The sequence below is a fragment of the Staphylococcus caeli genome (assembly GCF_900097965.1).
Lineage (GTDB): Bacteria > Bacillota > Bacilli > Staphylococcales > Staphylococcaceae > Staphylococcus > Staphylococcus caeli.
In genome coordinates, this window is the sequence record NZ_FMPG01000002.1 from 279,850 (window position 1) to 301,353 (window position 21,504).

Sequence of the window (21,504 nt, forward strand, 5' to 3'; positions counted from 1 at the left end):
CCTTTATATATCTATAGAATTCATTTTGTATACTTCAGTTAGTGTTTCATCATCTCCAATATTTCCCGGGAAAATAACATACGGCATTTGATTGTATTTCGCCTCATTACCAGTTAACCAAACCGGTACACCTTTAGTTATTTGTCCAATAACCTGTGCTTTCTTTATATTTAAACCTTTTGTAGCAACATCACTTGAAGTTATGCCACCCTTAGCAATAATAAATCTTGGTTTTATCGTTAAACCTTTAACGATTTCAACTAATGCGTTTGATATATTAGTTGAAATACTTAAATTATTAGATAAATCTTCTGTTCTAATAACATCTCTAGAAGTAAAAACTACGACATCTTTTTTTAATTTAAGTAACTTAATCACCCTATTAATCTGTTGTTTAATATATTCATTCAAATCATCTCTAGTAACTGCTTTTACATCGAATTCAATGGCAGTTATATTTGTATTTTCTAATAGGTGTTTTAGTTGCGCTGATGTTTTTTTAACGTGAGAACCAACAATTATTAATCCTCCATTTATTTGTGAACCATATTGCTTTAAATCAATGATCTCACCAGGCGTTTGACACATCGCTTTAACAAATGAAGCTGCAGTTCTAAACATAAATTTTTTATCATTATTCATTAAAAATGCTGTTAAACATGATACAAAATAGTCCATATCTTCATCATTTAATGCATCAACTACCACAGCATCAAAATTTGACACCTCATCCAAAACTTGATTTATTGATTTTCTATCTCGTTTACGTATCTGATTTAAAGTTATTCTTTTAACATCATTTGCTTTAATACTTCCTTTACTCTTTTCCTCTATAAAATCTGACATGGTTTTTGCCTTAAAACCAAATGTTGTGTCATTAGCAAACTCACTCTCAGAAACAGGAATATACGAATTAGATTCCTTAAGATAATGAATTCCATTATAAGTAAAACGATTACCTTCAAAAAATTCTGGCAAATAAAATACAGCATCAAAAGCGTTATCTGATGTATCACTTAAAATTTTTGGCTCAAGGTAAAAGTGGCCTCTTAATGTTGAGTCACCTCTACTTATAATAATATAAGGGGTATCTAATTGCTTAGACACTTTCTCAATATTTCTACTAATCTCTTGATGTAAAATTGTTGTTTCCGTTTCATTTAATGCCCTGGAGTTTGTCAAAATATAAAACATGTTACTACTTTGTTTAAAACCATCTTCTATCAATGATTCAGTCCATTCTGTGTATACTGGTAAATCTTTCACAGTTTGTGTACCAGTTGGATCATCATCTAGAACTATAATTTTATATTTGAATTCATCGAGATTTTTATCAAAATTATCGCCTATTGTTTCACTAATTAAGCTTGCATTTAACATTTTTCCACCTACATATTATTGATTTTTTCGAAATATTTTATGATACCTGAATGATCATTCATACCATTTCCCTGAGCTACTTCCGATTTATATATTTCTTTAACTTGATTTGCTAAAGGTAATGTCAAACCTACAGTATCAGCAGTAGAATTCACATTTTTCATATCTTTCATATTTATATTTATAGTTCCACCTGCTCTATAATCTTCATTAATCATTTTAGGGAATTTAGCATCCATAACGTTAGAGCCAGCTAGTCCACCTTTAATTGCTTCATACATACTCTCTAGATCTATATCAAATTTTTTCGCTAATACTACGGCTTCTGATAGTGCAGCAATATTTGTATTCACTATAATTTGGTTCGCTAATTTCACAACACTTCCTGCTCCGACATCTCCAACTCTAATAACAGATGATGCAATAGGAGATAATATTTGTTGTATTTCTTTCAAGTCTTTTTCTGCACAACCAATCATTACTGACAACTCTCCAGTAATTGCTAATGGTTCACCGCCACTCACTGGCGCATCAATATATTTGATACTTTTTTCTTCTAGTATTTTACTAATTTCTAAAGATTCATTAGGTGTTAGTGAGCTAGTATCAATGATTGTTTTGACATTACTATTTATTTGTTTTGTTATAGCATTTTCCCCACTATATAGTACGGATTTTACAATGGCACCATTGGGCAATGAGGTTATAATACAATCTGATTCTTTTGCCATTTCTTGGATAGAAACTACTACGGCACCATCATTTGCTACTTCTATTTCTGCTTCTTTATTTAAATCATTTACCAATACTTCAATGTTACTTTTAAGTAAATTTTTAACCATGGGTTTTCCCATAATACCTAATCCAATAAATCCAATTTTCAATTTCAACACCCTTTCTGAAAACGTTTACAAAATAATTGTATACCATATCCAATAAAATGTATACATTTTATTGGAAGTTTTTTTATAGTAAACTAAAATAGATGAGGTGAAAAATTTGAATAGCAATGAATTAACCATTTACCAAAAAATAAGAAATGACATTATTACTGGTAATTTGAAGAAAAACGAAAAAATTACTGAAGCAAAATTAGCAAAAAAATATGATGTTAGTAGAACTCCAATTCGAGAGGCATTAAAACAATTAGAATTAGAATATTTTATTAAAGATTCTTATATTTTTATACCAACAACAGAAGAATATAGGCAAATATTTGAAATGAGAATATTGTTAGAAACATATGCACTAAGAAAAGCAGCAATTGTATATACTAAATCAGATTTGCATGAATTAGAATCTTACACAAATATTGATATCGATTATGGAGATGAACTTGAAATTATAGAAATTAATGATAAGTTTCATCAAAAAATAATTGCTGCTACTAACAATCAATTTATATTAGATACCTATCAAAAATACAAAAGCTTTATCTATTTGTTTAGTCAAACTGTTATAAATCAACGGAGACCAGGGTTAATTGAAGAACACAAAGAAATTGTAACTGCACTTTATAATAGAAATATTGATTTAGCTGTTACTTTATTAGAATCACATTTAAAAAAGGATTTAGAATTTAGCCTTTATTACTTAGACTTTAAAAATAACGAATGACATCAAACCACAGTCCATATACCAATTAAGGACTGTGGTTTTATTTTGACTATGTGCATTGCATACGTATTGCATTTTCTAACAAATGGGTATATATTATTTTTAACAAGTATATTTTTTATACTAACAAGTTCAGTATATTTACGAACAGAAATATGTATAAGGATTACGCACCTACTTAAATTATCGGAGGGATTTAAATGAATATTACTGGTCATCACCACATCTCAATGTATACAAAAGATGCTCAATTGAATAAAGACTTTTATACCAATATATTAGGATTACGTTTAGTTGAAAAATCTGTTAACCAAGACGACCCAACTATGTATCACTTATTCTTTGGTGATGAAATTGGCTCTGCGGGTACATTACTTAGCTTTTTTGAAATCCCTAACTTAGGAAAAAATAGACCTGGCACTAATAGCATCCATCGTTTATCACTACTTGTACCAGATGTAACAGCTTTAGATTATTTTGAATCGCGTTTAAATACACATAATATAACTACGACACGAATGACTTATTTAAATCAATCAGCACTCTTATTTAAAGATATAGATGGTTTAGAAATTATTTTACTTGCAAATGATGAGTACCAACTACCACAGGCTTGGCGTAAAAATCCATATTCAGACATACCAACTCAATATCAAATACTTGGTATGGGACCAGTTGAATTACGTTTGCGGGATACACAGCCAACCATAGACTTTCTTGTTCAAGCGTTACATTACACACCTCGACAAGACACAGATGAAACGGTAATGACTTTAGACGCACATGGATTATATACTGACTTTGTGATAGTGGAACAAGAAGGAAGTCGTGCACGACCTGGTCAAGGCTATGTACATCATATTGCGGTCAATACACCAACAGATGACAATTTAAAAAATACGTTAGATACTATCAATCATAACCCAGGAAATAATAGTGGCATTATTGACCGTTACTTTTTCAAATCTTTATATTATCGTCATAATAGCATTTTGTATGAATTTGCTACGGAAGAACCTGGCTTTACAGTAGATACAAACATCGAGGATTTAGGTAAACAACTCAATTTACCTGATTTTATGGAGCAACAAAGGACTGAAATAGAAAAAAATTTACATGATTTATAAAGGATGATGCATAATGGCAATTTTAAAAATGAATGAAAATACACCATTGGAATTCGGGCTTTATTCCCTTGGCGATCACTTACTCAATCCAGAAAATGGTCAAAAAGTAAGTTATGAACAGCGTATTCAAGAATTAATTGAAGCAAGTCAATTAGCAGAACAAGCAGGTATTGATGTCTTTGGTGTAGGAGAAAGTCATCAAGAGCATTTCACTACACAAGCACATACAGTCGTATTAGGTGCGATTGCTCAAGCTACTAAAACGATTAAAGTCTCTAGTTCTTCTTCAATTATTAGTGCTGCCGATCCTGTCAGAGTCTTTGAAGACTTCGCAACATTAGACTTAATTTCTCATGGACGTGCAGAGATTGTTGCTGGACGCGCTTCACGTACTGGTATTTTCGACTTGTTTGGTTTGGATTTAAATCATTATGATGAACTATATGAAGAAAAGCTTAATTTGTTAATGGAACTAAATCAAACAGATAAAATTACGTGGTCTGGTCAATTTAGACCTGATTTAAAAAACATGAAAATTTTCCCTAGACCTATCGATAATACGTTACCAATATGGCGCGCAGTTGGTGGTCAACCTGCAAGTGCCATCAAAGCTGGTCGCCAAGGTATTCCAATGATGATCACTACATTAGGTGGTCCCGCAATGACATTTAAAGATGCCGTAGATGCTTATAGAGAAACTGCAGAAGAACATGGTTTCAACACTTCTCCTGAGTCTTTACCTGTCTCAACTGCGAGCTTGTTCTATACTGCAAACACAACGCAAGATGCATTACGCGAGTTCTATCCTCACTTAAATGTTGGCATGTCATTTATTAGAGGCGCGGGCTATCCAAAACAACAATTTGCTCATGCCCCAGACCATAGAGATGCATTAATGGTTGGCAGTCCACAACAAATTATTGAAAAAATTCTTTACCAACACGAACTTTACCAGCACCAAAGATTTATGGCTCAAATTGATTTTGGTGGTGTACCTTTCGACAAAATTATGAAAAATATTGAACTCATCGGCAATGAAATTATCCCAGGTGTTAAAAAACATTTGAAAAATTAGGAGGTAACAAATGAATATCGTATTACTTTCCGGCTCAACTGTCGGTTCTAAGACAAGCACTGCCATGAAGTATCTACAATCTGAAATTAATCAGTTAGAATCTGAACATCAGGTCCAATTTTTCGATTTAAAAGAACTAGATTTATCATTTAGTGATGGTCGTAATTATTTAGATTATTCAGGTGATACATTAACGTTAACAACTGCGCTCATGCAAGCAGATATTATTTTCATTGGATTCCCAGTATTTCAAGCATCCATACCAGGCACGCTAAAAAATGTTTTCGACTTACTTCCAGTAAACGCATTCAGAGATAAGGTTGTAGGTATTATTGCGACGGCAGGTTCAGCAAAACATTATTTAATTCCTGAGACACAGTTAAAACCGATACTAGGGTATATGAAAGCACACATCATGCAAACTTATGTATTTATAGAAGAACGTGACTTTTCACAAGGTACAATTGTAAATGATGATATTCTATTTAGATTGAATGCTTTAACAACTTCAACGTTACGTGTCGCAAAAGTGTATGCCCAAGTACTTGAAGAAGAAAATAATCAATATGATTTTTAATTTTATAACACAATCGTTCCTACAATGGTGCGATTGTATTTTTTTATAAAATATGGGCAGCCTAACAGACTTAGTAACGTGCCTTTAAGTCTGTCAAACTGCCCAAATTATCATTATTTCAATAATATGAAGTGTGTATTTACAACTCGCTTAATTTAATTTATTAGTTATTAACCCCTTTACAGGATCAAAAACTGTCATTTTATCTTGTATCATCAGTGACTCAGTTAACGCTAATTCTGTGATTTGATTCGTATCGTACCATTTAATAAATAACGTACGTGTCGTTAAATTTAGCACCGTTTGGTATAAAGTATAATGCAGACCTTCATTTTCATCTAAAACCGCACCTTTAGGAATACTGACACCATCTAATAATTTGAAAGCATCGAGCACGTCATATGCTGGATTGTCGCTGCCAATTAGATTATCCTTCAAATATGCCATACGGATAAAGCGTTCGCCCGAGGTAAATCCCCCTGGCAGACCAAACGTACCACCTTCATTACCTAAAGATGCTACCGATTGACCTAACATACGCTTATGTGATGGTTTATGAGGCGTTAATTGTGCAAAATTCCTTAAATTTTCATAATGCCAATTTAAATCTGGATTATTAGTCAACACGCCTAACGGATTTTCATTGATAACAATTTGACCGTCTCTAAAAGTAAGTTCCACTGTTCGGCCTGTCTCATCCGTAATATGATAATGTATCGGTGGTACTTCTTCAATGTCATTTAAGACATGACCAATAACATTAACTGTTGGCGCATTTTTAATCACATTATCAATATTTTTATTATAACCTAGCACCCAAATAATCACTTCGCTTTGCGCGATATTCATATAACCTTCACGTGGTTCTGTGGCATAAGAAGCGTAACCTCTGAAATATTGTATCGATGTACCAAGACCATGCTCATTTACACCGTCTCCAAAGAGCAATCCTTCCATATCACAACCAGAACCAATAAAACCATATCTTGTTTTACCCTTGTAATCCACACGTGATTCCCAATAATAATGTCTTGGCTGGGCTGCGGGAAATCCTTCAAGTTGATATACAAAATCCATTGTTCGGCCTAATAGCACTTGTTTATTTTTTGATGAAAATGAAAAACCTGTGCACATTTTTTTGCCCCCTTTGTATAATCTTTATTTATTTTTATACACTTGATTGCGTAATGATTTGTGAAAATGATTGTTAATCTCTTATGTATTCACAAACCCGCTTTTCAACTATTGAAGCTTGTACATCGATGATACGTTGATTTAATGAACCTCTATATGACAAATTAGGTTTATATAAATGATTAATGAACGGACCATCTATGAGTATATCAATGTGCTCCAGCAATGCCTTTCTTTCAGCACTATCTTGTATGAGGTACTCAAATAAAAATCCTGTCCATATCCATATTGACTTAGTCTTACCATATCGTTGTCTGAATTTTTTAACACATTGCAAGGTAATATCCACATTGCAAAATGGTTCTCCTCCTAATATGCTTATTCCCGAAATATAATTGGGTTCGCATGCATCCATCACTTCTTCTAAGATACCTTCATTAAAAGGCTCACCATATTTAAAATTCTGAGCAGCCACATTATAACAATTTTCACAAGCAAACGGGCAACCTGAAACATATAAGCTGCACCTTACACCTTCACCATCCACAAAACTTTGATGCTCTATTTTTGCAATATAGCCTTGCCCATGTGTAATATCTAATCCTTTCATATTGTTGTATCTTTCAAATGTTTGACTCGTGCACACATTTCTTTATGACGTCCTTCTATCGTTGGACGTTGCACGGGATTACCAAGATAGCCACAAGTTCGTTTCACAACATCTACTGTTTTCGGGTCGCTGTTACCACATTCAGGACATTGATAGCCCTTAAATGTTGTATCAAAATCACCTTCAAACCCACATTTTCTACAGTGATCAATTGGAATATTGGTACCTAAATAACTCACCTTGTCATATGAATAATCCCATACGGCTTCGAGTGCTTTTAAATTATGATTCAGTTTAGGATATTCACAATAATGAATATATCCACCACTTGCATAGTATGGATAATCTTTTTCAAATTCAATTTTTTCGAATGGCGTAATGTCCTTACGTACATCATAGTGGAATGAATTTTGATAATAGCCTTTATCAGTAATATCTGGAATTTCACCAAATTGTTCACGGTCTAATCTACAGAAACGATCGGTTAACGACTCACTTGGTGTACTGTATATGCTAAACCAAATATCATATGTATCGGTCCATTTTAATTGATATTCTTTCATTACTTTCAGTATATCCAGCGTAAAGGCCTTTGCTCTAGAAAGTTTTTCCCATTCAGGACCATAGAATACAGTTGCTGCCTCGTATAGGCCAATATAACCCATTGATAAAGTTGCGCGTTGTCCTTTAAAAATATCAATAACCTGCTCGTTATCATTCAAACGATATTTAAAAGCCCCATTTTTGTATAAGATTGGTGCATTATCCGGTGTTGCTTGTGCAATGCGTTCAATGCGGTAAACAAGTGCATCGTGCATAATTGTCATACGTTTATGAAAAATCCTCCAAAATGTTTCAATGTCCCCTTTGGATTCGATTGCAATCCTTGGAATATTGAGTGTAACGACACCTAAATTACAACGTCCATTATTTTCAAAATGACCTTCCTTATCTTTCCACGCTGGTAAAAATGAGCGACATCCCATAGGTGCTTTAAAATCTCCTAATAATTCAACTGTTTTATCATAGTTCAAAATATCAGGATACATCCGCTTCGTTGAGCATTCAAGTGCTAACTGTTTAATATCATAATTGGGATCTTTTTCACTAAAATTAACACCTTTTTTAATTGAAAACACCAATTTGGGGAAAATAGCCGTGATACGATCTTTTCCTAACCCTTTTATTCGCGTATGTAAAATGGCTTCCTGTACTTTACGGCTAAATTTATCTACACCTAACCCGAATCCAAGTGTCACGAATGGCGTTTGCCCATTGGATGTATACAATGTATTGATTTCATACTCTAAACTTTCAATCGCATCCTCAATATCACTAGTGACGCGATCGTCAACATAAGCATCTACATCCGCTGGAGAAACAAATTTCTCCGCAATTTGATGGTGCTTTACTTCATTAAATTTAGCATATTTACTCAATAATTCATCTACACGGTCAATCGTACAACCACCATATTGACTACTGGAAACATTAGCAATAATTTGTACGAGTTGTGCTGATGCAGTTTGAATGGATTTCGGTGAAGTTACTGTAGCATTCCCAATTTGGAACCCCTGTTCTAGCATACTTTCAGCGTCGATTAAACAACAGTTCGTCAATGGTTGGAATGGATGATAATCTAAATCATGAAAGTGAATTTCACCTCTCTTATGTGCCTGTGCAACATGTTCCGGCAATAAATAATTTAAGGCATATGATTTTGAAACCACGCCTGCAGTTAAATCCCTCATCGTTGAAAATGTCGCGCTATCCTTATTCGCATTTTCATTAACAACAGTGGGATCTTTCGTAATAAGGTTTTTCAAATCTTGTTCAAGTTTGTTCATTTTACCCCTTCCATTCTATATATAGTATTACAATAAAATATAAACCACTATATATTGTGTTTCAAACACTAGGATAGTCGTTAACAAAATTGTCATACCTTTGTTAAAAGTTCTTGAACATTAAATTGTACTAGACATTTTTAAAGAGCGACTACTTCATTAAAGAAGCCTAGCCGCTCTTGCGTAAATACTCTATTATTTATGTTTTATTTAAATCTTATTCTCATCAATCGAAAAATAAGACTCCCTTATCACTTAATTACAATATTTTTAAAACAAAATTCGAGAAAAATAAATCACAATAACCACTGTTATTGCACTGAGTAGCGTAGAAAGAAATACAAGTTCTGCAGCAAGTTCTGGATGATTATCATATTCTTGAGCAATCACTGAACTGTTGACCGATGTTGGCATTGCAGATGCAATGAATAATGTTTGTGCAATGATACCTTCAATCCCCATTATTTTAATGATAATGAGTGCGATAAATGGGCCTATAATTAATCTTATAAATACATAGATATATGACTTAGACCACTTAAAACTAAATTTAATTTTTGAAATTTGTGCGCCAAGCATTAACAGAGCAATGGCAATCATTGCATCAGCAACATAGTTAGCCGGTGTCCATACAAACTCAGGTATCGGTACATTAGCATAATTCAATATGATAGCAAGTAACAATGCATAAAGAACAGGCATTTTAAAATAACCTAACAAAGCCTTTAATTTTCCAATATGTAATGATTGAATTGCAAACACACCATATGAAAAAGTGAAAATATTTTGCAAGGATAAAACAATAACTTGTACAGACATTGCTAAAGGATCACCTTTGAACACAAGGTCATTTACAGGAACGCCATAATTACCAGAATTAAAGAACATTAGACTATTAGAAAGTGTTGTCGCTTCTCCCTTATCCGTCTTACGAATAGCAGTTAGCACCTTCCCTATTATGAATAAAACAGCCATATAGATAATAAAGAACACTACAATATACAATAAAAGACTTAACGCGAAGTTAGTCTTGTAAAATTTAACAAAAATAAATCCCGGAACAAACACATAAATATTCAGCTTCGCTAATGTATTTAAATCTAATAAGAATTTCTTTTGTATGATATATCCCAGCATAATCATAATGAAAATAGGCAGGAGTACAGTCTGCAAGATGTACAGCATTTCACTCATAATGTATCCTCCTTTAATTATTAATCACGACATTTTTATATCTTTGTTTTGCCTATCCTTAATTGTTGATTTCTTTTATCATATCAGAAGATGAATGATTTTACTGATACATATTATTCCTTCTGCATTGTTTCACGTAAAACAATATAGCAGCTACCTATTGTTTTCCAAATATAAGACTACCTTCAGTGTACAGTCACTAGCCAGTCAGTCTTACCTCTATTAGTATTCGATAAAAATATAAAAAAAGAGCAGAACAGTAACCTAATTTTCTAAAAGGTTCCGTTGCCCTGCCCTGTATGAGAAACAAACTTTGATTTTTTGATGTCCTAGTCTATTTATCTTTATTATTTTTTTGATTACGCTTTTTCTCTTCTAAAACAGCCATCACTATAAATCCAACTACTAATAGTGGCGACAACATGATTAAAACCATCATTTCACTACACCTCTTTCACTCTAGCAAGAAGTTTACTTTTTGAAGTTATTAAAACTCACAACATTTTTATCAGTGCGTTTAAGATTTTTATATTCTTCTGAATTATGGCCACGATAAATCCATTTTCTAATTTGTGGTATGATTTCATTTAAAAGTTTATCACGTTTTTTTCTAGGCATCTTAGTAATTATATGATTTTCTTCAAAATTTTGCAGATATAATTTTACATGTGTTTCATTTACTGCAGACGATATCATTGTTAGTAAAAATATTTCCATCTCATCTTGATTCATTTTATCTTTATCAACTAAATGTTGTTTGAATAATTTTGAAAATGCTTGCATTTCAAGCGTTTGATAAATGTCGCTGTAAGCAGTTATCATTTTAAATTCTTCATAATTTTGAGGCACGAAATAAGGTACATCTAAAATAAATGTTAAATATTCTTGAATATCATCCATAATGAATGGGTGTACAATGTAGTTCTTATATATTAATCCTTCACCTTCTAAATCAAATAATCCTTTTAATTCATTTTTAGAGACGTCTATATTTAAATACAGTTTTATTAGTTCTTGCATATGCTTTATTTCTACTATACCATATATTTGTAATGCACGTTGCACACATTCTATAATTTCAAAGTTTGTTTGTGGAACTTGAATACTCTCTATTTTTGATTGCACATCAAAATTTTCCTCTAAATATGTCTTTACATCAGATGGCAATACTCCAATAATAGATCCAAATCGATCAAATATACCGACAATAAATGGGAAAAAGTTTAAATTGTCCACATTTACATCTTTAATACTATTTCTATCTGATGCTAATAATTCATATAATACTGCAACCGAAAAATCATCCTCTAAAATACTTGCAGCTATATCTTTACTTTCAAAAAACTTGTTTGATATAAGTTCGCATAAACCATTTTTATTTTTGGTAGAAAACCCTTTAATTGAGTATAGTCTACAAATATCTTTCAATTCTTCATTACTGTATAATTCAAGCAATTCCATTAATGTGATATCTTTTAAATTTTCTCTAAATTCATCATTTAATACCAGCCCACTTAATGTTTGTCTTTGATCTTCAGACAGTACTTCTAGCGCTGGATATTTTAAGTCTAATACAATTTCATTATAAGCATTAATCAATTTGGGGTTAATTGTGTATAAATTATCATCAATTCTATATATCAAATTATACTTTTTTAATACTTTCATTTGATTGGCTTCATCTTGAGTTAATAAAATTGGATTGGGTCTTTCTTTTAACAAATTTTCTATTATAGTACTTTCTTTTTCACTAAATTCATTATTTATTTCATCCATTATTCCAATATTAATTTCAAACATTGTTTCATTACCAAGTTTCAAATCCATTTCTACAATATGCGAAGCATCATATACAGTTATTGATTCAGGTAATTTAAACATAAGTTCCACCTCTTTTTATTACTATTATTATATATATCATATAACAGCAATTAATGTACGCCAATAAAAATATGATATACAAAAAGGGATTGCCTATATGCTAGACAACCCCTTTTTCTTTTTAATATTTATATGGATCTTCTTGAACTTTTTTAGATCTTTCATCTAAATCATCAAAATCTTTTAAATCTTGGTTCTTATCTTGAGATGTTGAATATTCATCTTTAATTGTTTCTTGTTCTCTTTTCTTTTGGTCCTCTGATAACACAAACGAATTATTGTGCTCGTTTACCTGTGAACCATCTTTGATATATGGGTTATAGTTGCCCTCTTCATCTTTACCATATATAGGCTTTTTAGGTTTTCTCACTAATAGCATAATACCTGCAACGAGCCATAGTATTGCACTAATCCAATTACCTGGTAATGAGATTACACCAACGATAATAAGGAGTATACCCGCGACTTTGTTTTTCTTACCAATTAGGAACACAGCAATGATAGCAACAATTAATAAAATAATCCCAACTATGAGCCCTACTACCATCAAGATACTGAACACGTTAAACATATCTGTGCCATCTTGGTATGCAAAGCTACTATCTCCTTCCATCATTCCTTGAATGAATGAATCTTTGAATTCACTATTTCCCATCAATGGCATCATAATTGCTACAAATATAACACCTAATAATTGTAATGCGATACCAATCCACGTCAGTACGCGCTCTATCGTTCTTTTCATCATAATACGCCTCCTTCTATATCTTTAAAATAAACTAAGACAAAAAACCTAAAACTATAATTTTTCAAAATATTTAATTGTATACTTAATTATACTAATTGTGTATATTGAAGTCCATGCTTTCATCGCTATTGAACCAATAAATTTAATAATAGTTGTTACTACATATATCTCAAATTAAAATAAGAAGACATCCTATTAGTTATACGTTAGATGCCTTCTTATACTGTGTATCCGTTTAATTTTATCAGAATTTACTTATTTTCCTTAAATGCATTATCGATTTTTGTAAGTTGATCTACGAAATTATGAACTTCTTCAGTGGTAAATTTATCTCCCAAACGTTCCTTAACTGCTTCTGTCATAACAGCAGTTGCTTTTTTTAAAAACATTTCACCTTCATCACTTAATGTAATTAATTTGATACGTTTATTATCAGAATGCGCACGTTGCACATATCCCATTTCTTCTAATTTGGTAATACGTTTAGAGGCTGCAGTTTTAAATATATTCTGTAATTGTGCGAGCTCATTAATCGTCACTTTTCCTTCAGTTTTAATAATTCGCATAGCTTCAATCTGTTCACGTGACAATAAATTACTTAGTCCAGTTTCTTTCACAATTTCAACTATTTCTTTATTTAAGTACAACATGACAATTTGAAATTTGGTAATAGCTTCTTCAATTGTTCGATCTACATTTTCCAAAATGAGCACCTCCGTATTACGCTTATTTAAATTCTAGTGAGAACGGAACCTTTTCCCGCTTGTTAAACCAAAATAACACAAGGTATTGTAAAATAATCATCATTACGATAATACCTACTAATATTGCTACTACAAATCCAAAATCAAAGTGGCCGGCGTGCGTAAATATCGCTTCTCTATATCCTTGAATAGCATAAGACATTGGTGAAAATGGGTGTATCCATCTAAAGAATTGTGCGGATAGCTCTATTGGGAACATACCTTCACTCGAACTTAATTGTAAAATAAGTAAAACCATAGATATAAATAAACCAATTCTATCTAGTAGTAAACTTAAGAATGTTGTTATTGAAATTGCAGCTATTGCCCACAATAAACCTACAAGTATAAATTTGCCGATATTATCAATCGACATATTAAGCGCAAAGATAGCCCAACTACTCATTAATAGTGCAGACAATGTCCCTTGTACGATGTAAAGAAGTAACTTTCCAAAGATTTGTTTTACAGACGTAACATCTTTGCTCAACATTTTTCTGAGTGGATAAATCGCACTAAATGAAACAGCACCTACAAATAAACTTACACTCGCCATGTATGGGACAATCGTTTCTCCATATTTATCTGCTTTAGTAATATTATTTTCGTTTACTTTAGTAACATTGTTTAAGGCTTTCTCGTTGTCACCTTCAAATGCTACACCTTTTTGCTGCTTGACTGACTTATCAATTTTATCTTTTAGCTGATCATTATTTTGTTGCAATTGATTTAAACCATCCGTCACTTGTTGGTTACCTGAAATCAATTGTTGAGCCGGTTGTCCCACAGCTGGTGCTAATTGATTCAAACCATTTGTCACTTGTTGGTTGCCATCAATTAATTTTGACTCCGCATCTGACATTTGACCTAAAGCTTTTGACGTATCTTGAAAACCTGATTGTGATTTTTTTCCACTTGCAAATAATTGATCTAAATAATTACTTCTAATATTATCTTTTATTGAATTTGTAACCGTATCAATTGCTTTTTGTGCTGACTGACTCCCTGTATAACTAGAGCCAGGGTTAACTTGTGTCTCCAATTTTATCTTTTTAGGATTTTTATCTAATAAAGTCGTTGCATTTTTAGAAGCATCTTTAGGTATAATAATCGTACCTACACTTTCTCCTTTTTCTAATTGTTTATAAGCATCTTTTTCAGAAACGTTTTGAAAATCAAATTTGTCGTTATCTTTCAATTTATCAACAACATCGTCTCCAATTGTAACCTGCTTACCATTCAATTTCGCCTTTTCATCTTGGTTAACGATTGAAATTTTCAATTGATCCGTTTTATCATAGGGGTTCCACATTGAACCAACAAAAAATGCAACATATAGCAATGGTATTGCTGCAATCGCAATCAGTGCCACAATAAGCATTTTATTTCTAAAAATAAATTTAAATTCATTAAACATTTGACTCGACCTTTCTACTTTTTATATTGTACACCCTTTGTACTATTAGGGATTAAAAATCCTTTGTAACTATAATTAGCATCCAACACGTGTTGCTCATGCTTAAGGGATTGTGCAGAGGTATTGTTTCTTAATAGTACACCCCTTATACAGTTGTATATCATACGCTTGATAAAACCAGTTGTCAATTCTGCAATTCAAAATATTATACATTCTAAAGTTTGGCTTTCTATTTATACACAGAATTGATTGCATTACTCACACATAATTTATCTTTAAAATAACTAAATTAGTATATCTTAAAGTAATTTATATAAGTATAATTTTATTATATGCTCAATTTTCAAAAAGAGGACATTATGCTAAAAAAGAAACTCTATATAAAAATTTTAAAGATTCAAATTTTAACATTATAGATGGCTTTCTTTAAATATAAACAAAGGAGAAATTGGTAAAAATGGCCAGGTAGAAGAAAGCTTATGAGAATGATACCAAAGACTAAAAGACTCCATTCTGGAATAATTACTTTGTATAATATGGTGGGTTGCTGGCTCAATATCAATTTGCTGTTCCTTTATTGCCTGCAACCTCTATGTTTAAAATCGAAATTGCATAGAATACACTGAAAGACACACAGATTTGACTATATACTTTAATCAAAGCTTCTTTGAAAATTTTATCTTTTTCATTTAGAAATCTACCATTGATGCTGTATGTTCTACTGTTTTGGCAATTGTTTGATCATAAATGTCAATTAATGACATTTGTTGCTGTTCATTACCAGAAATTCGATACCCATTAATAACAAATTGATTATTACGCACTACATCAATAAATTTTTGATTTAAAATAAAATCACCATTATTTGCCGTATAACCTTGAATGTTAAACGTTTGCTTGGTTTCACCATGCGCAATTAAATTTGATTATTTTACAACATCATTGTTTATTCCAACTAATGCACTTAATGCAATACTTGTAGATAATACTATTTTCACAACTTTTTAAAATCAGATGACCTCCTAAAAAATGTATTGTGTTCTACGCACAATATTACATACTTTTTAAAAACATGCCATGTTATATTTGGAAATTTACAAAAAATTAAAATTACCTTTTATTACCAATAATTCATATAAAAAAACTATTATTACACTTAGGAATTAAAAATATCAAGTTAGGCATTTCCACTCAATTTATTAATTATTGAATGTATATTGTACTTAACAAATTAAAGCGCAAGTTTTAATTTTAAATATCTAAAATAAAAGGAGTGTTTCACATGGCAGGAATCGTAGAAGCAATTAGCAACGCAGTAAATGCAGGTCTCGCGCACGACTGGGCAACTATGGGTCTTAGTATCGCTGATGTTTTAGCTAAAGGTGTAGACTTTATTTTAGGTTTCTTTAAATAAGGACACACAAATACCCCTATCCTATTAACCTTCTTTTTGAAGCTTACATAGAACTGGGGGTATTTTTATTTATATTTGTTAAGTAACTTCCTAGGTATATGACAATAATCATTCGGAAAGTGCGTTAATCTATCTTGATGTGTTTCTGCACTTTTAACATAATTCGTTAACGGCAATACTTCTGTTGCGATTAAATGGTAATCTTCAAAACTATCGATGAATCGTTGAGCCTCTTTTAAATGCTGTGGATCTTCACTATATAATCCTGTTCTGTATTTCACCCCCACATCATCCCCTTGTTTATTCACGCTATATGGATCGATAATTTCAAATAAATAATGCATTAAATCTGTAACTGAAACTATACTAGAATCAAATTCGGTTTTAACCACTTCAACATAGCCATCATAATCGCCATCTAATGTATTGGTAGTACCATTGGCTCTGCCTGCCTCAGTTTGCATGACCCCTGGAAGTGTTTTTACAAATGCCTGCACACCCCATAAACATCCACCGGCTAAATACACTGTCTCCATTTCTATGAATCACCTCTTAATAAGATTTTATTTTATTGATTATAATGCTTTCCACTGTTTGTTTCCAAGCATTAGAAATAACTGTACCTTTCTATAAAGTATTATAAATACTGAGGTGCATATTTTTTAATTCAAGTTATTTATTACTACTTTGAAAACATTTCTTTGTATAATGCATGTTTTTTGCTAAATACGTCTAAATTTATAAATTGAATAATATCCCTTTTTTGTTATAATGTAATAATGATATTTTTGTGATTCATATTAATAAATTGAATGTACAAAGTAAATAACAATCACATCTATTATAAACCCACACACTAACGCATTTTCTAAATACATTTGTATAAAATTTTAAAAGGAGAGTAATTTATGGATTATAGAGTATTATTGTATTACAAATATACTACGATTGAAGACCCCGAATTATTTGCAACTGAGCATTTAGATTTTTGTAAAGATTTAGAACTTAAAGGACGTATTCTCGTTTCTACGGAAGGTATCAATGGTACAGTATCTGGTACTGTTGAAGCCACTGACAAATATATGCAAGCTTTAAAAAATGACGAAAGATTCCAAGGTATCACTTTCAAAATAGATGAAGCTGAGGGACATGCATTCAAAAAAATGCATGTACGTCCTAGACAAGAAATTGTTGCATTAGACCTTGAAGATGACGTTAATCCAAGAGAACTTACAGGTAATTACTTGTCACCAAAAGAATTCAGAGAAGCTTTATTATCAGATGACACAGTCGTTATCGATGCAAGAAACGACTATGAGTATGACTTAGGTCATTTCCGCGGTGCTGTACGTCCTGATATTACAAGATTCAGAGATTTACCTGATTGGATTAAAGAAAATAAAGATCAATTTATGGATAAGAAAATTGTCACTTACTGCACTGGTGGTATTCGCTGTGAAAAATTCTCTGGTTACCTTTTAAAAGAAGGATTCGAAGATGTAAGCCAACTTGAAGGCGGTATTGCAACATACGGTAAAGATCCTGAGACACAAGGTGAGTTCTGGGATGGGAAAATGTATGTGTTTGATGAACGTATCAGTGTTGAAGTCAACCACGTGGATAAAACAGTAGTTGGTAAAGAGTGGTTTGACGGCACACCATGTGAACGTTATATCAACTGTAGCAATCCTGAGTGTAACAAACAAATTCTAGTATCAGAAGAAAATGAAGCTCGTTATTTAGGTGCTTGTTCACATGAATGTGCTGCTCATGAAAATAACCGTTATGTGAAAAAGCATAATATTAGTAATGAAGAAAAAGCAAAACGCTTAGAAAACTTCAAAGAATTAGTAAAATAAATATAAGTAATGCCTCTGCTATTGAGATTTAGCAGAGGCATTTTATTTATTGAAAGATATTTAAATCTTTAAGTGTATTTTTTAAATTAATTTCGTCCCGTGGCATATACTCAGCTACAGTGACTGAAACTACATCATTTCCATATCTATTGTAATCCAAATTAGCTTCTTACAAACGAAAAAGGGTATACATAAAAAAACACTCTAAACAAATAGGAGCTGAACTTATGAAAAATCAAAAAATCGTTCCACATTTATGGTTTGATACTGAAGCACAACAAGCAGCAAATTTTTATACTACCGTATTTCCAGAAACAGAGATCCTTAAAAAAGTTACATTAAAAAATACGCCTTCTGGAGATGCACAACAACTCATTTTCAATATTTTCGATTTCCGTTTTATGTCCATCGATGCCGGTCCTTATTTCGTTAAAAACCCTTCTATTTCATTTACAGTACTCTTCAAGGAATCAGAAGTCGAATTAGTAGAAGACATTTATCATAAATTAATAGAAAATGGAAAAGCAATCATGCCATTAAATCAATATGACTTTAGTAAACGCTATGGATGGGTGCAAGATCAATACGACGTGTCTTGGCAATTACTTGTGACTGAAGAACCGATTGAACACCGTATTGAACCAACACTCATGTTTATGAATAACAATGTGGGGCGTGCTGAAGAAGCAATAAAATTCTATACTGATACTTTTAAGAATAGCGAAAAAGGCGGAAAGTTTTACTATCCTAAGGGTCTTGAGCCGAATGAAACATCTCACCTCGCCCATGCACGCTTTAAAATCGAAAATCAATGGTTCACATGTATGGATAGTGCTTACGATTATGACTATCAATTTAATGAAGGTATTTCATTACTTGTAACTACAGAGGATCAAGCAGAACTAGATGCTTATTGGGAGAAGCTATCTGCAGTACCCGAAGCTGAACAATGTGGTTGGTTAAAAGATAAGTTCGGTGTTTCTTGGCAAATTGCACCAAAGCAACTTAATGAAATGATGGCCAAAGGTTCTCCTGAACAAATCAAACGTGTTACAGAAACTTTTTTAAAAATGAAAAAATTCGATATTGCTACATTAGAGAAAGCGTATCACGGTGAGTAAATAATAGAACATTAAAGTGGTACATGTTTCCGTAAGCAAAAGGGAGTGGTTATATAGCCACTCCCCCTTTTTACTATTTTATTGTTTGATAAGTTAAGCCAAGCGCGCCAGATTCGAAAACTTGGTGTGCTTTTAATGTAAGATCTGTTTGTTCTTTGATGTTTTTAAATAACGGTAGACCGTCCCCAATAAGAGTTGGAGATACAGTTATTTTAAATTCATCTACTAAATTCAATGCCATTAAGTGATGTGCAAATCTAGGGCTACCTAGAACAACAATATCGCCACCTTCTTGTTGTTTCAAATGATTGATTTCAGCTTCAACATTGTCTTGTACTAATTTTGAATTATGCCAATCAACTTTACTTAATGTTTTTGAAAATACAACTTTCTCTACATTTTCAATCCATTTTGCATGATTCAACTCATGTTCATTTGCATTTTCATCAGATGGTACCGTCGGCCAATAACCATACATCATTTCATAGGTTTTACGCCCCCATACAATGGTATCAGCAGTACCCAATACTTTATCTGCAAAATCTTCTAATTCGTTGTTATAAGCTATCCAACCAATGTCCATAGCACCTTGTGGTCCCTCTACAAAGCCATCTAATGAACTATGTAAAAACACTACTAGTTTTCTCATAAACATTCTCTCCTTTTCACTACAATAATACCTTATACCCAAAATTAAACGATACATACATTTCAAAAATCACTTTATGTGTTAACATCAAAAAACATCATATATATTTACTTTTATAAATCAACCATTATTGACAAAGAGCCGTTATTTTTAACTTATTTTTCCAAACAAAAAACTCCAAAGTATTTAAAATACTTTGGAGCGAGCTAAATATATTGAAATATACAATTTTAAATTTTAATTATGCAGTTACCCATTGTGAAGCGCCTGCAGTGTTGTAAAGTTTTACAGCTGCTGCGTCTTGTACCGCTTCAGGAGCTTCTGTTGGAGAAACACCTTTATATTCTGCTGGTGCTACTGAATCCCAAGTGCTTTGTAAGAATTGATATTTACCTGCTGCACCTGATGATGGGTTTACCGCTTTAAGGTCGCCACCTGATTCACGTTGTGCAATTGCTTGTAAATGAGCGTTAACATTTACTGATGAACCTTCACTTGCACTTGATTCATTTGAGCTTGAAGAAGCTTGTGTAGTTGCTTCTTGTTGTGGTTGTTGTGTTGTTTCAGTTTGTGGAGCTGCTTCTTGTTGTACTGGCGCTTGCTCAGTTTGTTGCGCTTGTTGTGGTTGTTCAACTTGTTGAGCTGAAGCGTTTGATCCTTGACCATAGCTCCATGTCCAGTATTCACCATTAGATTCAAAGTTGTAGTTTAAACCTTCATAGTTAAAGTTTATATTATAAGCACCGTCTTGTACTGGCGCTGCATTTAATGATTCTGGATTTGTTTGTGCTTGTTGTGCTAATTGTGCTTTGTCAATACCTTGTTCTGAAGCGTCTGCTGAGTTTCCTGCTGCGAAACCTGTTACGCCTAATCCTACTGCTAATGTTGATGCTACTACTGTTTTTTTCATTATTAATAATCCTCCCAGAAGATAATTTTTAGATTTTATTATTTTTAAAATTTGAATGTCGAACTTCAATCATCCAAAAGATGATTTACTACTTCATTCAACTCACAAACAGTACTATAACATCCATAAAAAGCGTGTAGGTTACAGTGAAATTAAAATCCCCACTTCTTTTTTACAGCCCAATTACAATAAAAAACCCTC

At 32.3% G+C, this 21,504-nt stretch carries 21 protein-coding genes; 7 read left to right on the top strand and 14 right to left on the bottom strand.

Translation table 11 applies throughout. The annotated features are described in order from the left end of the window. Nucleotides 1–3: 3 nt before the first annotated feature. Together BJS11_RS04180 and BJS11_RS04185 are read right to left on the bottom strand one after the other, a co-directional pair. The gene (locus BJS11_RS04180) at nt 4–1,380 is read right to left on the bottom strand and encodes a four-carbon acid sugar kinase family protein (RefSeq protein WP_069995505.1); all 1,377 of its coding nucleotides are present in this window, start codon (nt 1,378–1,380) and stop codon (nt 4–6) included. An 8-nt stretch (nt 1,381–1,388) separates the two neighbouring features. Beyond that, nucleotides 1,389–2,273, bottom strand: a complete 885-nt coding sequence (locus tag BJS11_RS04185; RefSeq protein ID WP_258953787.1) for an NAD(P)-binding domain-containing protein — start codon at nt 2,271–2,273, stop codon at nt 1,389–1,391. A gap of 97 nt (nt 2,274–2,370) precedes the next feature. Between BJS11_RS04185 and BJS11_RS04190 the strand changes: the two genes are divergently transcribed. From BJS11_RS04190 to BJS11_RS04210, 4 genes are all read left to right on the top strand, one after another. Beyond that, nucleotides 2,371–2,997, top strand: a complete 627-nt coding sequence (locus BJS11_RS04190; protein WP_245167064.1) for a GntR family transcriptional regulator — start codon at nt 2,371–2,373, stop codon at nt 2,995–2,997. Between the two features lie 200 nt (nt 2,998–3,197). Further along, nucleotides 3,198–4,124 (top strand): VOC family protein, encoded by a 927-nt coding sequence (locus BJS11_RS04200; RefSeq protein ID WP_069995501.1) that lies wholly within the window; start codon nt 3,198–3,200, stop codon nt 4,122–4,124. Nucleotides 4,125–4,137: 13 nt separating this feature from the next. Continuing rightward, entirely contained in the window at nt 4,138–5,199 is a 1,062-nt protein-coding gene (locus BJS11_RS04205) for an LLM class flavin-dependent oxidoreductase (protein ID WP_069995500.1), read from the top strand. A 10-nt stretch (nt 5,200–5,209) separates the two neighbouring features. Next, a complete protein-coding gene (locus BJS11_RS04210) occupies nt 5,210–5,776 on the top strand; it encodes an NADPH-dependent FMN reductase (protein ID WP_069995499.1) in 567 nt (188 codons plus the stop codon). Nucleotides 5,777–5,926: 150 nt separating this feature from the next. Here BJS11_RS04210 and BJS11_RS04215 read toward each other — a convergent pair whose 3' ends face one another. The 9 genes from BJS11_RS04215 to isaB all read right to left on the bottom strand — a co-directional run bounded on the left by BJS11_RS04215 (nt 5,927) and on the right by isaB (nt 16,267). After that, nucleotides 5,927–6,910, bottom strand: a complete 984-nt coding sequence (locus BJS11_RS04215) for a choloylglycine hydrolase family protein (protein ID WP_069995498.1) — start codon at nt 6,908–6,910, stop codon at nt 5,927–5,929. 73 nt (nt 6,911–6,983) lie between these two features. After that, on the bottom strand, nt 6,984–7,520 hold the full coding sequence (gene nrdG / locus BJS11_RS04220; protein WP_069995497.1) for an anaerobic ribonucleoside-triphosphate reductase activating protein: 537 nt from the start codon (nt 7,518–7,520) through the stop codon (nt 6,984–6,986). Next, the gene (gene nrdD / locus BJS11_RS04225) at nt 7,517–9,367 is read right to left on the bottom strand and encodes an anaerobic ribonucleoside-triphosphate reductase (RefSeq protein WP_069995496.1); all 1,851 of its coding nucleotides are present in this window, start codon (nt 9,365–9,367) and stop codon (nt 7,517–7,519) included. Before nrdD ends, nrdG begins: the two co-directional genes overlap by 4 nt. A gap of 270 nt (nt 9,368–9,637) precedes the next feature. After that, nucleotides 9,638–10,561, bottom strand: coding sequence for an AEC family transporter (locus tag BJS11_RS04230; RefSeq protein WP_069995495.1), 924 nt, complete (start codon nt 10,559–10,561; stop codon nt 9,638–9,640). A 471-nt stretch (nt 10,562–11,032) separates the two neighbouring features. Next, nucleotides 11,033–12,442, bottom strand: coding sequence for a PDDEXK family nuclease (locus tag BJS11_RS04235; RefSeq protein ID WP_069995494.1), 1,410 nt, complete (start codon nt 12,440–12,442; stop codon nt 11,033–11,035). Between the two features lie 121 nt (nt 12,443–12,563). Further along, entirely contained in the window at nt 12,564–13,190 is a 627-nt protein-coding gene (locus BJS11_RS04240; RefSeq protein ID WP_069995493.1) for a DUF4064 domain-containing protein, read from the bottom strand. A gap of 251 nt (nt 13,191–13,441) precedes the next feature. Then, the gene (locus BJS11_RS04245; protein WP_069995492.1) at nt 13,442–13,894 is read right to left on the bottom strand and encodes a MarR family winged helix-turn-helix transcriptional regulator; all 453 of its coding nucleotides are present in this window, start codon (nt 13,892–13,894) and stop codon (nt 13,442–13,444) included. 22 nt (nt 13,895–13,916) lie between these two features. Beyond that, on the bottom strand, nt 13,917–15,350 hold the full coding sequence (locus BJS11_RS04250; RefSeq protein WP_069995491.1) for a YhgE/Pip domain-containing protein: 1,434 nt from the start codon (nt 15,348–15,350) through the stop codon (nt 13,917–13,919). Nucleotides 15,351–16,039: 689 nt separating this feature from the next. Continuing rightward, nucleotides 16,040–16,267 carry an immunodominant staphylococcal antigen IsaB family protein gene (gene isaB, locus BJS11_RS14130; protein ID WP_425337473.1) on the bottom strand — a complete coding sequence of 76 codons (228 nt, stop codon included), beginning with the start codon at nt 16,265–16,267 and terminating at the stop codon, nt 16,040–16,042. 365 nt (nt 16,268–16,632) lie between these two features. Between isaB and BJS11_RS04255 the strand changes: the two genes are divergently transcribed. Beyond that, entirely contained in the window at nt 16,633–16,764 is a 132-nt protein-coding gene (locus BJS11_RS04255; protein WP_069995490.1) for a beta-class phenol-soluble modulin, read from the top strand. 65 nt (nt 16,765–16,829) lie between these two features. Here BJS11_RS04255 and BJS11_RS04260 read toward each other — a convergent pair whose 3' ends face one another. Beyond that, on the bottom strand, nt 16,830–17,300 hold the full coding sequence (locus BJS11_RS04260; protein ID WP_069995489.1) for a peptide-methionine (S)-S-oxide reductase: 471 nt from the start codon (nt 17,298–17,300) through the stop codon (nt 16,830–16,832). Nucleotides 17,301–17,672: 372 nt separating this feature from the next. On the opposite strand from BJS11_RS04260, the gene trhO reads away from it, so the two are divergent. Continuing rightward, the gene (gene trhO, locus BJS11_RS04265) at nt 17,673–18,623 is read left to right on the top strand and encodes an oxygen-dependent tRNA uridine(34) hydroxylase TrhO (protein ID WP_069995488.1); all 951 of its coding nucleotides are present in this window, start codon (nt 17,673–17,675) and stop codon (nt 18,621–18,623) included. A gap of 227 nt (nt 18,624–18,850) precedes the next feature. Then, entirely contained in the window at nt 18,851–19,744 is an 894-nt protein-coding gene (locus tag BJS11_RS04270) for a VOC family protein (protein ID WP_069995487.1), read from the top strand. 73 nt (nt 19,745–19,817) lie between these two features. Here the strand turns inward: BJS11_RS04270 and BJS11_RS04275 are convergent, their stop codons facing one another. Further along, nucleotides 19,818–20,393, bottom strand: coding sequence for a dihydrofolate reductase family protein (locus BJS11_RS04275; RefSeq protein WP_069995486.1), 576 nt, complete (start codon nt 20,391–20,393; stop codon nt 19,818–19,820). Nucleotides 20,394–20,634: 241 nt separating this feature from the next. Beyond that, nucleotides 20,635–21,303 (bottom strand): transglycosylase family protein, encoded by a 669-nt coding sequence (locus BJS11_RS04280; RefSeq protein ID WP_069995485.1) that lies wholly within the window; start codon nt 21,301–21,303, stop codon nt 20,635–20,637. Nucleotides 21,304–21,504: the final 201 nt, after the last annotated feature.

Excerpts from the sequence above, each read along its gene's own strand:
- BJS11_RS04180 (WP_069995505.1), bottom strand. The coding sequence starts at position 1,380 with ATGTTAAATGCAAGCTTAATTAGTGAAACAATAGGCGATAATTTTGAT.
- BJS11_RS04200 (WP_069995501.1), top strand. The coding sequence starts at position 3,198 with ATGAATATTACTGGTCATCACCACATCTCAATGTATACAAAAGATGCT.
- BJS11_RS04205 (WP_069995500.1), top strand. The coding sequence starts at position 4,138 with ATGGCAATTTTAAAAATGAATGAAAATACACCATTGGAATTCGGGCTT.
- BJS11_RS04210 (WP_069995499.1), top strand. The coding sequence starts at position 5,210 with ATGAATATCGTATTACTTTCCGGCTCAACTGTCGGTTCTAAGACAAGC.
- BJS11_RS04215 (WP_069995498.1), bottom strand. The coding sequence starts at position 6,910 with ATGTGCACAGGTTTTTCATTTTCATCAAAAAATAAACAAGTGCTATTA.
- nrdG (WP_069995497.1), bottom strand. The coding sequence starts at position 7,520 with ATGAAAGGATTAGATATTACACATGGGCAAGGCTATATTGCAAAAATA.
- nrdD (WP_069995496.1), bottom strand. The coding sequence starts at position 9,367 with ATGAACAAACTTGAACAAGATTTGAAAAACCTTATTACGAAAGATCCC.
- BJS11_RS04230 (WP_069995495.1), bottom strand. The coding sequence starts at position 10,561 with ATGAGTGAAATGCTGTACATCTTGCAGACTGTACTCCTGCCTATTTTC.
- BJS11_RS04235 (WP_069995494.1), bottom strand. The coding sequence starts at position 12,442 with ATGTTTAAATTACCTGAATCAATAACTGTATATGATGCTTCGCATATT.
- BJS11_RS04240 (WP_069995493.1), bottom strand. The coding sequence starts at position 13,190 with ATGATGAAAAGAACGATAGAGCGCGTACTGACGTGGATTGGTATCGCA.
- BJS11_RS04250 (WP_069995491.1), bottom strand. The coding sequence starts at position 15,350 with ATGTTTAATGAATTTAAATTTATTTTTAGAAATAAAATGCTTATTGTG.
- BJS11_RS04255 (WP_069995490.1), top strand. The coding sequence starts at position 16,633 with ATGGCAGGAATCGTAGAAGCAATTAGCAACGCAGTAAATGCAGGTCTC.
- BJS11_RS04260 (WP_069995489.1), bottom strand. The coding sequence starts at position 17,300 with ATGGAGACAGTGTATTTAGCCGGTGGATGTTTATGGGGTGTGCAGGCA.
- trhO (WP_069995488.1), top strand. The coding sequence starts at position 17,673 with ATGGATTATAGAGTATTATTGTATTACAAATATACTACGATTGAAGAC.
- BJS11_RS04270 (WP_069995487.1), top strand. The coding sequence starts at position 18,851 with ATGAAAAATCAAAAAATCGTTCCACATTTATGGTTTGATACTGAAGCA.
- BJS11_RS04275 (WP_069995486.1), bottom strand. The coding sequence starts at position 20,393 with ATGAGAAAACTAGTAGTGTTTTTACATAGTTCATTAGATGGCTTTGTA.
- BJS11_RS04280 (WP_069995485.1), bottom strand. The coding sequence starts at position 21,303 with ATGAAAAAAACAGTAGTAGCATCAACATTAGCAGTAGGATTAGGCGTA.